10 protein-coding genes are annotated in these 13,903 nt (G+C 47.9%); 6 read left to right on the top strand and 4 right to left on the bottom strand.

Annotation, left to right across the window (positions count from 1 at the left end; all coding sequences use genetic code 11):
* Window position 1: 1 nt before the first annotated feature.
* The gene (locus tag ACZ5R2_RS16270) at window positions 2-1,468 is read right to left on the bottom strand and encodes a glycoside hydrolase family 32 protein (RefSeq protein WP_464903528.1); all 1,467 of its coding nucleotides are present in this window, start codon (window positions 1,466-1,468) and stop codon (window positions 2-4) included.
* A 56-nt stretch (window positions 1,469-1,524) separates the two neighbouring features.
* Window positions 1,525-2,790 (bottom strand): oligosaccharide MFS transporter, encoded by a 1,266-nt coding sequence (locus ACZ5R2_RS16265; RefSeq protein ID WP_464903529.1) that lies wholly within the window; start codon window positions 2,788-2,790, stop codon window positions 1,525-1,527.
* Between the two features lie 434 nt (window positions 2,791-3,224).
* Between ACZ5R2_RS16265 and ACZ5R2_RS16260 the strand changes: the two genes are divergently transcribed.
* Together ACZ5R2_RS16260 and ACZ5R2_RS16255 are read left to right on the top strand one after the other, a co-directional pair.
* Window positions 3,225-4,205, top strand: a complete 981-nt coding sequence (locus ACZ5R2_RS16260) for a LacI family DNA-binding transcriptional regulator (protein ID WP_464903530.1) — start codon at window positions 3,225-3,227, stop codon at window positions 4,203-4,205.
* Window positions 4,206-4,334: 129 nt separating this feature from the next.
* Entirely contained in the window at window positions 4,335-5,969 is a 1,635-nt protein-coding gene (locus ACZ5R2_RS16255; RefSeq protein WP_464903531.1) for a glycoside hydrolase family 32 protein, read from the top strand.
* A 244-nt stretch (window positions 5,970-6,213) separates the two neighbouring features.
* Here ACZ5R2_RS16255 and ACZ5R2_RS16250 read toward each other — a convergent pair whose 3' ends face one another.
* Together ACZ5R2_RS16250 and ACZ5R2_RS16245 are read right to left on the bottom strand one after the other, a co-directional pair.
* Window positions 6,214-7,341, bottom strand: a complete 1,128-nt coding sequence (locus tag ACZ5R2_RS16250; protein ID WP_464903532.1) for a linear amide C-N hydrolase — start codon at window positions 7,339-7,341, stop codon at window positions 6,214-6,216.
* A 230-nt stretch (window positions 7,342-7,571) separates the two neighbouring features.
* Window positions 7,572-8,489, bottom strand: a complete 918-nt coding sequence (locus ACZ5R2_RS16245; protein WP_464903533.1) for an aminoimidazole riboside kinase — start codon at window positions 8,487-8,489, stop codon at window positions 7,572-7,574.
* A 273-nt stretch (window positions 8,490-8,762) separates the two neighbouring features.
* Here ACZ5R2_RS16245 and ACZ5R2_RS16240 point away from each other — a divergent pair, with 273 nt between their 5' ends.
* From ACZ5R2_RS16240 to ACZ5R2_RS16225, 4 genes are all read left to right on the top strand, one after another.
* On the top strand, window positions 8,763-9,764 hold the full coding sequence (locus ACZ5R2_RS16240; RefSeq protein ID WP_464903534.1) for a LacI family DNA-binding transcriptional regulator: 1,002 nt from the start codon (window positions 8,763-8,765) through the stop codon (window positions 9,762-9,764).
* Between the two features lie 2 nt (window positions 9,765-9,766).
* Complete coding sequence (locus ACZ5R2_RS16235) at window positions 9,767-10,492, top strand: GntR family transcriptional regulator (RefSeq protein ID WP_464903535.1); 726 nt, start codon at window positions 9,767-9,769, stop codon at window positions 10,490-10,492.
* Window positions 10,493-10,678: 186 nt separating this feature from the next.
* Complete coding sequence (locus tag ACZ5R2_RS16230; RefSeq protein ID WP_464903536.1) at window positions 10,679-12,046, top strand: PTS transporter subunit EIIC; 1,368 nt, start codon at window positions 10,679-10,681, stop codon at window positions 12,044-12,046.
* Window positions 12,047-12,107: 61 nt separating this feature from the next.
* The gene (locus ACZ5R2_RS16225; protein WP_464903537.1) at window positions 12,108-13,535 is read left to right on the top strand and encodes a glycoside hydrolase family 32 protein; all 1,428 of its coding nucleotides are present in this window, start codon (window positions 12,108-12,110) and stop codon (window positions 13,533-13,535) included.
* Window positions 13,536-13,903 lie beyond the last annotated feature (368 nt).

The following is a 13,903-nucleotide window of genomic DNA, read 5'->3' as shown; positions in this document are numbered from 1 at the left end:
GTTATCGCCAGATATCTTCTAGGCGCCAGATCGCTAAAGATTCCAGCTCGACCGAACCGTTTTCCGCAAACAACTTGAAGCCCAAGCTGGACTCAGCTGGATAGATGCGGCTGGTCATCACCTGTTCACCTTGGTTAAGAAAGGCCTCCACGGAAGAGCGGTCGAGGTAGAGATGGAACTCAACGCAGTTATTGCTGGTATCGATATCGACGCTCCGCATTCCAGTCACGGCTTCACCTGACAACGTGCGGTCGATAAACGCGCGTTTAGCCATGCGATCGTAACCAACGAGTGTACGCTCAAACGGTGCCTCACCCACACGTAGCATAAAGCCAAAGCGTTCAGCCGATGCACCAGCAAGGGAGAAACGCGCTTTGACTTCAAGCAGATCACCACGTATCTCGGTATCCAGGATTTGGCTGTCAATCTGAGTAATATGGGCAGTATCAAATTGCTCTTGACGCAGAGTGGTTAATTCCTGGATAGGCGTTTGCCAAATCTTACCTGTGTCATCTAAAGTCAATTTGCGTGGCAGGGTTAGAGCACCACACCAGCCACGCGCTTTCGTTGGCATCTCACTATGCCACATATCCATCCATGCAACGGCCACTCGACGACCATCCTGTGCGTCGAAAGTCTGGCAGGCATAGAAGTCATGGCCAAAGTCGAGCTCGACAAACTTGTCAAAGCTAAAACGGCAGGTCTGCTTATCTAAGTCACCGACCATATAACCATTTTGATGAAAGTTGAGGTTGTTATAACCATCGGCTTCCATGCCCATTGGCGAGCAAATCAAGACGCGTTTGTCACCTAAGCTAAAGAAGTCAGGGCACTCCCACATAAAGCCAATACCGTCAGTGGCCTCCGCCATCACACCACGATATTGCCAGTCGCGTAGGTCGTCAGACTGGTAATAGCCAATTTGCCCTTGCTCACCGTCTTTCATACCCACGACCATGTGCCAAATCCCATCTTCTTGCCACACCTTAGGGTCACGAAAGTGGACCATATCACTTTTTGGAGCATCGGCGATAACAACGCCTTGCTTCTCAAAGTGGATACCATCTTCGCTGGTCGCTAAGCACTGAACTTGCTTCATGTGATCATCATCACCCTCCTCAGCCAGCCAAGTATGTCCAGTGTAAAGCAGGGCCAGTGTGTCACCGACACTGAAAGCAGATCCAGAAAAACAGGTGCCTTCAGCCCCTGGTGCAAGCGCGATCGGCTGGTGTTGCCAACGGACCATATCTGTAGAAGTCACATGTCCCCAGTGCATTGGCCCCCAGTCAGAAGAGTAGGGGTGGTGCTGATAGAAGGCATGGTACAGACCGTTGTGAAAGCACAACCCATTGGGGTCGTTAATCCAACCAGCTGGAGCAGCGATGTGAAAACCAAGGCGGTGGTGACACTTCAGGTTGTGTGCTTTTTGCACCACAGTTTGGTTAGCTAGAGTGGTATCGTTTTTCATGTAAAACTCCAAATTTAAGTCAGACCTCCCCAAGCAAAGGGAGGCCAGTCAATGATTTATGCTGTTGCAACGGGTTGGGATTGAGTGTTCTTCTCTGCCTGGGAAGGCTCGTTAACCGACGGTGTTTTGTCGCTGATCAGGGTGAAGATTGAGATGGTCGCGAAGACACCCACCACAGCGCCAAGGATCAGGTAAGTTTGCTGGAAACCCATCACGTCGTACGATAGTCCCACTAGAGGTGAAAGCACGCTGGTAAACACTTGGATGACAAATTGGAAGCCGAACAGATACAGCGTTGATGCCAGTCGAGTGTCAAAGTTCTTACTGAAGTACTTAAAGACGGCGATCAGCAGGATAGGCAGCTCTACCGCGTGAAGCAGTTTCATTGCTGAGATGCCAACAGGCCCCACCACTAGGCCTGAGCCAATGATACGAGTGGCCATAATAAAGCCGGCAATTACGAGCGAGTTTTTCGCCCCAACGCGATTGACGAAGAAAGGAGCAAGGAACATACCACCTGCTTCAAGGAATACTTGTAGCGAGTTGAGGTAACCAAACATACGGTTGCCTTCTTCGACAGTCGAGAACTGTGATGAGAAGTAAATGGCAAATTGCTGGTCATACACCCCGTAGATACATGCACAACCAAAGATATACAGGGCAAAGGCGTGAAAGCGCGGCATTTTGACTAGAGCGAACAGGTCACCGACCTTGACTGGGTTGGTATCGACCTCTTGACTGCTCGTGTTGTGGTCAAACTTGACCAGCATAATCATGATAGCGGCAAGAATCGCGGATAGTGAGGCTAACCAGAAGTTGATATTTGGGTTGATATTTATAAAGGTGCCCGCAAAGAAAGTCGCAAACGCCCAACCAAGCGAGCCCCACATACGGGCTTTACCAAATTCATAATTAGATACCCGGCCAACGCGCTCGACATAAGTTTCAATTGCCCCGACACCGGCAAAAAATGCGGCGCCTAAATACACGGCACCTGCGGCTGCACCAAGGAGAATATTGGCTTGCAGGAGCGGCCCATAGATGAAGATGATAAACGGGCCTACGAAGACCAAAAGCGCGGCAATAAACCACATTAGGTGTTTTTTAAGCCCGAGTCGGTCTTGGATATAACCATAGAGTGGCTGCAAGCACAGTGCGCCAATCGCATTGAGTGAATAAATGATACCGGTGTTGGCACCGTCGAGTCCTAGGTGCTGACTAAGCCAGATAGGAAACAGTGAAAACCAGAATGACCAGGTGACAAAAAAGAAAAACAGCGTGGCGCTGAGGAGTATAAAGTTTCTGTTCTTACCAAAATGCATGGCAACCTCTCGTAGGGCGTGGTTATTTAGAATGTCCTTAATGTTAACGTTAACTTTTTTGGTTTAATGAGTTGGGCAAGCATCTATCACTGCTTAGTTGGTACATTTGTTAACGTTAACTTTACGTGTCGACAATTCTCAACAAAGTCAATTATTCGATCAATTGAAAATTGATGGTTATGTGAGCTCATCAGAGGATATTGGGTAAATATAGGTGATATTAGTCGATTCTGATCACGTTATGGGTAAGAGAATCCTGCATTAGAGATCAACGTTATGAATTCGTTGAGATTGTCGATTTAAATTGGGATCGTTTGCAATTATGATGACACTATAACGTCAGTTTTGAACGACTTTGAGCGAAATGATCTCTCGATGAGCTTTGTGATTTATCGGTTTATCCCTGAGTAACAATATGAATAAGGAACACCTTTATGACTAGCCTGCATGATGTCGCCAAAGTGGCCGGCGTCTCCAAGTCCACCGTTTCTCGTGTGGTGAACAACGAGTGCGGGGTCAAGCCAGCAACCCGAGCTAAGGTGATGCAAGCGGTAGAGCAGGTGGGTTACGTGGTCAATCAAGTTGCTAAGGATTTGCAATCACAAACCACCAATCTGGTTGGGGTGATAGTGCCCCGAGTTTCTTCTAACGCGATAGCTCAAGGGGTAGATGGTCTTAGCCGTCAACTGGAAGCCGCGGGCAAGCAAGTGTTACTGGCAAACTGTCAGCAGGACAAGGGCAAAGAGATAGATTATATCCACCTTTTTAACCAAAAGAGGGTGGCGGGCATTCTGCTTTATGCCAGTGAGCTGTCAGCCTTGCTGATAGAGGCAGTTCATCGCTCACGGGTGCCGGTGGTGGTGATTGGTCAAGATGGCTCTTTGCATGATATTCCTAGCATCGTCCATGATGATCTCAAAGTAGGCTTTGAAGCGGGTAGAAGGCTACTGGCTGCAGGGTGTGAGCGGGTTGGATTCATCGGTGTGACTCCCCCTGATCCCGCGGTGGACACGCTGCGCTGTAATGGACTTAAACAAGCGCTGAGCTTTCATCAAGCCAATGACCTACTCTTTCACAGTCAGGGCGAGTTTTCTATCGAATCGGGCTATCAACAGATGCAGCAGATATTGACAAGCTACCCTGAGGTTGATGGTGTGTTCTGTGCCACGGATAGAATTGCCGTTGGTGCGATTAAAGCGCTCGGTCATGCAGGCAACAATCAGGTAAAAGTGCTTGGTGTGGGTAATGAGGATATCGGTGCAATCAGCACGCCGAGCCTATCAACTTTTGATTATCGATTTGAACAGGCTGGCGAGAGTGCCGGACAAGTTCTATTGGATATGATTGCTGGTAAGCAGGTGACGATGAGCAAATTGGTACTGTCATCTGTCAGCGTTGAGCGCGAGAGCTGTTGATCCTCATATTGAAGTTGTGATCGCTTCGCGATCCTGAGCAGGAAATCATAGCTAAAGCCAGACACAACTTGAGACTTGGCGTGGTTTCGGTTAGTTTTGCAAACGTTCCCGAAATTAGGTTGAAGTTGTATGTCTTTGTCTTCATATATTGCCGCCTGTGGCGGTTTCACAAATATCTCACGAATATTGGCGCCGGATCAGCGATTGATCATTGAGGTCTTCGACGCTGATCTGTTTACGCCAACGGCCATGATTCAAAGTGTTGACTTGGTGCAAGAGTACCAGCAGTACACCTTTGCTCGTCCAGAGACTCTGTCACAACATGAGCTGCTGTCAGCCGGGGAGCAATTGGCGCTACAACAACACTCGCGCATTGAGCCACACCAGTCTCCGGTTGAGTGTGAATATCGCCCCAAATGGCATATCTCACCGCCACAAGGGCTACTCAACGATCCCAATGGCTTTGTCTATCATCAGGGGCAATACCATCTGTTTTACCAGTGGTATCCGTACACGTGCGAGCATAAAGACAAATATTGGGCACACCTAGTCAGTGATGATCTGATTGATTGGCACTGGCGTCCGGTCGCGCTTACCCCTTCACATGCCTTCGACAGTCATGGTGCCTTTTCGGGACATGCCGTTAGCCAAGGTAATGAGTTGATGCTGTTTTATACTGGTAATACACGCATAGGGCCCCAGCGCGACAGACACACGACCCAGTGCGTAGCCGTATCCAGTGATGGTATCGAGTTTCACAAACGCGGCCCTGTGGTATCTCAGTTGCCTGAGGGAGTCACAGCGCATATCCGTGACCCTAAGGTTGTTCATATTGATAATCAATGGCTGATGCTTCTCGGTGCGCAAACCGAACAGCTGCAAGGGCGCATCGCGGTGTATCGCTCAAACGATTTATCGGATTGGCACTTTGAGGGGCTTTTTGGCCAAGAGTTGGGTGAGTTCGGCTATATGTGGGAGTGCCCAGATTTGTTTGAGTTAGGCGGGGAAACCTTTGCCGTAGTGTGCCCACAGGGAGTCGCGTCATTTTCAGCTAAGAACACCATTCCTCATCACAATGGCATTGCCAAGGCGACGTGGTCATCCGAACAGGGTTTGTTGTTGAGAGAGTTTGTCCACCTTGATCATGGTTTTGATTTTTATGCACCACAGACTCTGCTTACCCCGCAAGGCAAACGCGTGATGTGCGCTTGGATGGGGGTGCCGGATGAGATTGACCAGCCGAGTGCTGATAATGGTTGGGTCCATCAGCTAACCTGTATGCGCGAGCTGAGCTACCGTGATGGTCAGCTAATCCAATGGCCATTGGCACAACTGGATAACTTGGCTGGTGAAACCGAGCATGTCACCTTGAGCGGGCAGACCTATGATCCACAGACCAAGTCATTTGACTTGCAGCTATCCCTCACCGAGGGCAGTGAGCTGCAACTGTTCGCGGATGGGCATTACCACTTATCATTGCGCTTTGACAATCAAGTCTTGATTCTTGATCGCAGCGCGACGCTCAATCGTGCCCAAGATACCCAGCGTGAACTGCCAGTTGAGGGGGACAAAGTAGAGCTACGGATCTTAGCTGACACCTCTTCGGCGGAGATCTTTGTTAACCAAGGCGCTGCGGTGTTGACTACGCGTGTGTTTACTCCAGAGCTTGCTAGGGCGATCCGGCTAATTGGTGAGCCACAGTCAGCGACGTTGAAAACACTGCGGCCTGCTCTGGCTCCTTTTCAAGTGAGTACAACAAAATAGTACTTATTTTAAAGGCGAGTATAAGAAAGTGATGGACGCTAGAGTCAATTAGCTCCATTACTTTCTATAAACCAATATCTTATACCTGCAATAATATTGGATGGTGGTAATGTTTTGATTCCATTCTTTGTTCCAGAGCCCCTCGGAACTACCGAAATCATCAAACTACTCAATGGCAAGAGCCCTTGAGTAGTTTGCAATGAGAGACATGGCTGACCAAGTTTGTGCTAAATGCGCACTGTATTTAGTTTACAGCCTTTGGCGTCACGTCTTTGATATCTTGCTCCTTCTCGCCAAATGAAATCCGCTGAATTTCATTCATTGAAGCGAAGTCAATCTTCGAAAGGTCCACTTTTTGTACTCGACGGTTGTGTTGAGTGTGGAAATACATCACGGTATTTTTTGTATCGTGTGCGGTGGTCCAAATAGTCGCGCTGCGTTCGTCGATCTTTCCATCACTAGCATCAGAGCCTTCGGCAGAGCCTAGAGGCAGATTAAAGTTATCAAGAATTCGGAATACTTCATATATCGTTTCAGGTCCATCGGATGTTGGTCTAGCTGTTTGCGAGAATGCAACCGCGCGAACAAAGCGAGAGGGCGGGGTATAATCTCCGGGGAGCCCGATCATGCCACTACCACCACCAAGAGGTGTAAAATCAAGATCGTCGATAGATTTACCTGGCAGAGCGACCGCAGAAAGATTTAGGTAATTCCGCAAGTTCGTCATGTGCCAGTCGTAGGTAGGTGAGTTGGTTATTACGCCCAGTGGTGCCTCAAAAATCACAGTCTCACCCTCGAGAAATTCAACGACGATAGCTTCACCAGATGGAGCAGTTATGATGGCATGCCCGGGAGGGGGAAAGCCAAAATCAGGATTTACTACTGCAACAACTTCGACTTCAGTGAGTGCTTCTCGTGCGCACTGAATGCTCTTACATTGCCCCAAGACGTATGGAATAAGGTCGACAAGTGTAATTGAATCAGTGGCCTTAGAGGGATCGTACTCTTTGTATTCAGCGAAGCCGGGGTGGTAAAACAGCCCCATGGTTAATCCTGACTCATTCATCGCATCCGCTAAGATATCACTTTCAAGCAGTTCAATACCGACAATGCCATACTTGGCTGTCCACTTGTGCCCTGTGTTCTTTCCTTCGGGAGTTGTACCAGCAAACTCATAGTTGCGTGGGGTGATCATTACTCGAGACTTCATTGAGAATTGCCCCCACTCCAGGGTGCGTCCATAAACTACCGAGCCATCGCGAGCAGTTAGTGTAATGCCAGTACAGGCGAACACGAACGATTGAAAACTCAAGGACATAATTACTAATATTGAGACAAGAGGCTTTCTCAACCATTTTTTATCGGCGCTCATTGAACACTCCTTGCATAAAGCGGTGTTAGGTTAATTTCTACACGTAAATAACTTTAGTAAAAGGGTTGTTTTTTGCAGTGTTTTGAGGCGGTTCTTGTGAGCTTAAGCAGGATCTTGCGGTAAATATGATTTCTTTTAAGTCTTTGATAAATAAAGATTAGGGCTAGGTAACTCTAGCCCCTATTGCATTAATCAGCCCTAATCTTAAATGAGGGGTTGCCGATTAAATTCTAGATGTAATCGAGCAGGGCTTGCTGATTGGGCAGTGCAGTCATCGCGCCTTTTTGGGTCGTTGCGAGCGCGCCGCAACCATTAGCCCAGTTGACTGCCGAGATAATAGTGTCCTTATTCTGCCAGTGAGATGACTGAGCCAGTTTGGCCAGCAGCCCACCAACAAAGGCATCACCCGCTCCGGTCGTGTCAACCGGTTTAACCGCTTGGCCTGAGATCAATTGCTGCTCGCCGTCAAAGATCACCAAAGCACCTTTTGCGCCCTGGGTGATCAGCACCAGCGTATTACTGTATGACTCTATCGCCTTTAAACCCGCTTCTAAGCTGTCAGTGTCTGTCAGATACAACAGCTCATCATCAGAGAACTTAACGACATCGGCAAGCGCTATCGCTTCACGCACCACAGGTTTAATCTCATTTGGGTCACACCAAACCTCTTCACGCAGGTTAGGGTCAAAGCTGACGAATCCGCCACTTTCACGAATCCGGCGCATAGCTTCAAGCGTGGTGCCGCGGCTTGGTTCATTAGCGAGCGCAATCGAGCACACATGCAGCCATTGGCCCTGAGTAAACGCAGGAATATCTTGCACTACAGTGAATTGATCGGCACTTGGCTTAACCATAAAGGTAAAACTGCGCTCACCATGCTCGTCAAGATCCACGACAACTGTTGAGGTGCGTTGTGCCTTGTCGAGTTGCATACCTGTGATATCCACTTGCTCGTTGGCAAGTGTTTGCTTTAGGAACTTACCCATAGGGTCATCCCCCACGCGGCCAAAGAAGCCAGCTTGGCCTTGAAGACGCGCGATTGCGACCGCCACGTTGGCAGGAGCGCCACCTGGACACTTGAGGTAGGTATCCTCGCCGTGTGGGATCAAGTCGACGACAGCGTCACCAGTAACCCAAATTTTGTTCATAGTGAATATCCTCGATTTTGAATGTTGATATTTTTTCGTATCATTGCTAAATCGGTTTAGCAAGTCAATAGCAAGCCAACGACTAGCTAGGTGGAGGCAAGTTTTTGTGATCCGATACACTGTTTGCCTAATTGTGATGAAATAATGAAGATAGGCTGGCTAAGATGGAAATTCGACACAAGATCAGTAAGATGGCAGTAACGGATAGACGCCTTGTCTCGCACTTAGCAAAGATTACTGGGTATATAGGGCAGGGAGAACGCTAGGGACTACATGAACAGAAAAAAGCTAAAACTTGCGGATATCGCCGAGCTTGCTGGGGTGTCGAAGTCGACGGTTAGTCTCGTGCTTAATGGCCACGCAAAAAAACATCGCATAACTGAAGACACGGTAGAAAAAGTAGAGCAGGTAGCACGTAAATATAATTACTCACCAAGTGTTTATGCCAGGGCTCTGAAGTCCAAACAGACCTTTACTGCGGGCTTGGTTATCCCGGACTTGGCGAACATGGGCTTTGCTGCCGTCGCTAAACAGCTGGAGTTATTGTGCAGAGACTCGGGTTATCAACTGCTGATTGCCTCATCAGAGGATGACCCCGCGATTGAGCAGCAAGTGGTGGAGAACCTGCTCGAGCGACAAGTCGACATTATCATGGTCGCCTCATCAATGCGCGACGAGCAATTCTATCGCCAGCTCAAGCAGCGCCTGCCAGTGATTCTGTTTGACCGGGTGATGGAGAGCAATGAGTTACTCACCATTAAAACCGATACGCTTGAGGCGACGAGCGATATCGTTGCCAACTTGGCTCAAGGATTGGATGAGTGTGTCTATTTTGGTGGGCAACTAGAGCTTTCCCCAAGTCGTGAGCGGCTGGAAGGGTATAAGCAAGGCCTTGAGCGCGCTGGGCTGCTTTATGATAACAACAAGGTTTTTCATCGTGATTATCAAGCCGATGCCGGCTATCAGATGATGTACCACTTTGTCGAGCAGCATGGTCGCACACCAAAGGCGTTATTTACCGCTTCATATACCCTGCTTGAAGGGGTGCTGCGCTATCTGGCGGAGCATGATTTACTGAGCAGTACGATTCGTCTTGCTACGTTTGATAACTATCCCATACTGGACTGTTTGCCACTTAAGGTGGACGCGATTGAGCAAGATAGTCAGCTTATCGCACAAAACTTATTTGATCAGGCAAGCTGTCTGCTGAGTGATCCGACACAGGCGAGCAAAGCGATTGTGCTGCCCGCAAAATTACATCGACGACGTAAATAATCATGGATAATGACTCACTAAACCATTCACAACCCCTTTACCTTCGTGTTGCGCAGCAGCTGCAAATTGCTGTAGATCGCGGCCTCTATCCCGCAGGTAGTAAATTACCTTCTGAGAGCCAGCTGGTGGACGAGCTCGGAGTAAGTCGTGTGACAGTACGTAAGGCCTTACAGCAGCTTAATGAGATGGGCTATACCTATGCGCTAAAAGGGAAAGGGACCTTCGTCAAGTCCACCAAGCTTCGCCATGATTTTCTCTCAATGTCGAGCTTTGCCCAAGAGGCCGCAGGCGCAGGCTTTGAGGCAAAAAATGTCGTTAAACAGTTCGATGTGATTGCCGCCGACACTGATTTGGCGCATCGATTGGCGATTAGCCCTGGAGATTTAGTCAACTTTGCTGCCCGTTTGCGCCTGCTCAATGGTGAAGTTGTCTCCTACGAGGAGTTCTATATTCCAAGGGTGCTACTGCCCAAGTTGGAGCAGTCGGACTTGGCGGCGTCAAAGTTTGAGTATCTCTCTCGGCATGGGATAGAGATGGTTAAAACCCATCAAAAACTGATACCAGCACTGGCTGAGCCTAGGATCCAAGAACTGCTTGATGTGAGTGAGCAAGAGCCAATACTGATCAACCAGTCACGGAATTTTTGCACGGAGAACGACGTGTTTGAATACTCGGTAGTGTATTACAAGTCGAGCTTATATGACTTTGAGATTATCGCTAGAGCCTAATACTTGCCCACTTTATGTGGGCTTTTTTGTCACTTTTGTTCCAGGTCAGCCACACTGAAAAGTGTGATGAGTCGCAAGATTACGTCGATGACTGACAAGAAGTAGTACAACCTGTATTTAACTTGTATTAATGTAATGCAGGTTTAATACAGGTTGTTATTTTTTGCTCTTTGGAGAACAAAACACATGGCGAGAGATGCGAATACCGTCGCGAATAAGGTGCTCAGCTTACTTGGAGGCGAAGCCAACATAGACAAGCTCAATCACTGTGCAACGCGATTGCGGGTAGTGGTACATGATGATGAAAAGGTAGACAGTGAGGCGCTGAGTTCAACCCCCGGAGTGCATGGGTATTTCTTTCAGAATGGTCAGCACCAAGTGATACTGGGTACCGGTTTTGTCGGTAAGGTATTTGAGGTGTTGAAATCAGGTGATACTGATCAGGTCAATCAGCCAGCGAGTCAGGACAAAGTGAACAAGGTCAGCACCTTCCAGTCGATTACACGCACCTTCTCAGACATTTTTGTCGCGATTATTCCAGCGTTAGTCGCTACCGGCTTGTTGATGGGGCTGCGAGGTCTAATTGTGAGCGGATTTGGTATTGAACTTTCACCACAGCTCACCATTCTTTCTCAGGTGTTAACCGATACCGCATTTATCTTTATTCCAGTGTTAGTCACTTGGTCGGCGATGCGCGTCTTTGGTGGTAATCCGGTACTCGGTATTGTGCTTGGTTTGATGCTGGTAGCTCCTCAATTAGCCAGTAAGTGGGACGTGGCGTTTGGCAGTGCTGAAGCGATGATCATCCCGTTCATGGGATTTGATATCGAGGTGACGGGTTTACAAAGCTCTATCCTACCAGCGGTGTTTATGGGCTGGTTTGCCGCGCTTATTGAGCGTACCTCGAGAAAGCTAGTGCCTGAAGTGCTGGATCTGATTCTCACTCCGTTTTTCACCCTGCTTATCTCCTTGATTGCCGGTTTGGTATTTGTTGGTCCAATCCTTCACGGGGTAGAGAAGCTGATCACCGACTTGGTGCTGTACTTTCTTAACATCCCTTACGGCATTAGCGGACTCATTTATGGGGGTGCGATCCAGTTTATGGCCGTCACGGGTATGCATCACACCATAGTGCCGGTGACGATTGCCATGGTCACTGAAACCGGCTTTGACTACATCAACCCTCTAGGTACGGCAGCGATTGCGGGTCAGTTTGGGGCGGCGATGGCAGTGGTCATGATGCAGACGGATAAAGTCAAAAAATCTGGTATGTTTGGCGCGACCTTGCCTGCGTTGTTTGGGATCACCGAGCCGGCGATGTTTGCCATCACCCTGCCCCGAGTGAAGCCTTTTCTTTATGGCTGTATTGGTGGTGCAATCGGTGGTTGCGTTGCGGCGATTGCAGGTATTGGCTCTGCTGGCACCGGTGCGACCATGCTACCGGGAATTTTGCTCTATCTTGGTGGCGGACTTGGCATGTATATCGTGGTGATGGTCATCGCCGCCATCGTCGCATTTACCCTCACCAAGCTGTTTTATAAAGAAACAAACTAATCAGCATTAGAGATAGGCTCCCACTCAGGTGGGGGCCTTTTGCTATTTTTCTGGAGTCGTTATGGATTTTTCTAATCGTCAAAACCGGTTTGTAAGACTGGATGAGGTCAGTGACGAGTATTTGGCTGACATTAAGCAACAAGCAAAAACCGACCCTTATTACCCGAGTTACCATATTGCCCCTCATCATGGGTTGATCAATGATCCCAATGGACTGAGCTTCTTTAACGGCGAGCATCATATCTTCTATCAATGGTTTCCACTTGGGCCTGTTCATGGTTTAAAGCACTGGTATCACGTTTCAACCAAAGACTTTGTTCACTATCAGGATCGTGGTATCGCAATGTATCCCGATCAACCCTACGACCAGCATGGGTGTTATACCGGGGTAGGCGTAGAGCATCAGGGCGCACTTCATCTTTTTTATACGGCCAACCTGCTTGATAAAGACGGGCGAGGTTACCCATCTCAGGCGTTGGCCGTGATGGATAGTCAAGGAAAGATAGATAAAAAGGGTGTGATTGTGCCGTTTAACTCCGAGTCATACACTCAGGAGTTTCGCGATCCGGTGATTGTTCAGCGTGGTGATAAGTTCCATATGTTGATTGGTGCTCAAACACACGACAAGTGTGGATGCCTCGCGCTTTACAGTGGTGATGCGATTGACCGCTATCAACACCAAGGGGATATTGATGTCGGTCTAGCGGATTTTGGCTATATGTGGGAGTGTCCAAATTATTACGAAGATGAAGAGCATGGAGTGTTTATCTTTTCTCCCCAAGGGGTGAGTTCAGACAGCAAGTATGATCTAAATAATGTGTTTTCAGTCGTATACATGCTTGGTGAACCGATCGATTTTAATAGTAAAAGTTTTAGCAATCAGGGCTATATCGAGCTAGATAAGGGCTTTGATTTCTATGCACCACAAACTTACCTTGATGACAAAGGGCGGCGTATCCTGATTGGCTGGCTTGGAAATTCGAAAAGCGAGTATCCTACTGATAAAAATAATTGGGCGCATATGCTGACGTTGCCACGTGAGCTGACCATCGACCAAGATAGATTGGTGCAAACGCCGATTAAAGAGCTGGAATCACTACGCCAAAGCACGCTCTCGTTAAAGCCAAGTCAAACCCTACAATCTACTGCGTTTGAGTTGGAGGTATTGGTCAAAGATGAATTTTCAATTACTTTTGCCAATCGACTTGGGCACAAACTGGTGTTTCGTGGTAACCGCGACGAGTTGACCTTAGACCGGACCCTAGTTTCCCAACCGCATGCTGAACGATTTGGCACTGTGCGTTATGCCAAGCGCCTTTTGCGAGAGCAAACCATAAGGATTTACGTTGATCACTCATCGTTGGAGATCTTTGCTGACCATGGCAAAACCACATTTACCAGCCGCCTATTTATTCACAAACTCGATCAGTTGGTCATTGAGCAGGGGGAGGGGAAACTCCACTATCTAAGCTCGTTGAGTTATTTATAGATAACAAACTAATTGCATAAAAAGGCCAGTCGAGAGACTGGTTTTTTTATTGAAAACGACTCAAGCGAAGCACAGGTTGACCTAAACATGATGAGAGCTAGCTCTCTTTTTAGGTATAAATACACATAAAAAATATAAATTTTAGATTTACATTTTTTATGTCACTGTTTTTAATGGATATTTTATGAATATCCTGTCTGTGATCTCTGTCCGCTAAATCGATTTAGCATGTTGTTTTACAGGCCGGGATTGATCAAGAATTCGCATGTCTTCTGCACATACATGAAGAAAACACAAAGTCTCCACTACACGAGAGACGTGTCTATTACTCGTTTCATATCGAGTGATTACGAATAACTATTCAACCC

Source organism: Vibrio sabulosilitoris, assembly GCF_055391395.1.
This window is presented reverse-complemented; position numbering and strand designations above follow the sequence as displayed.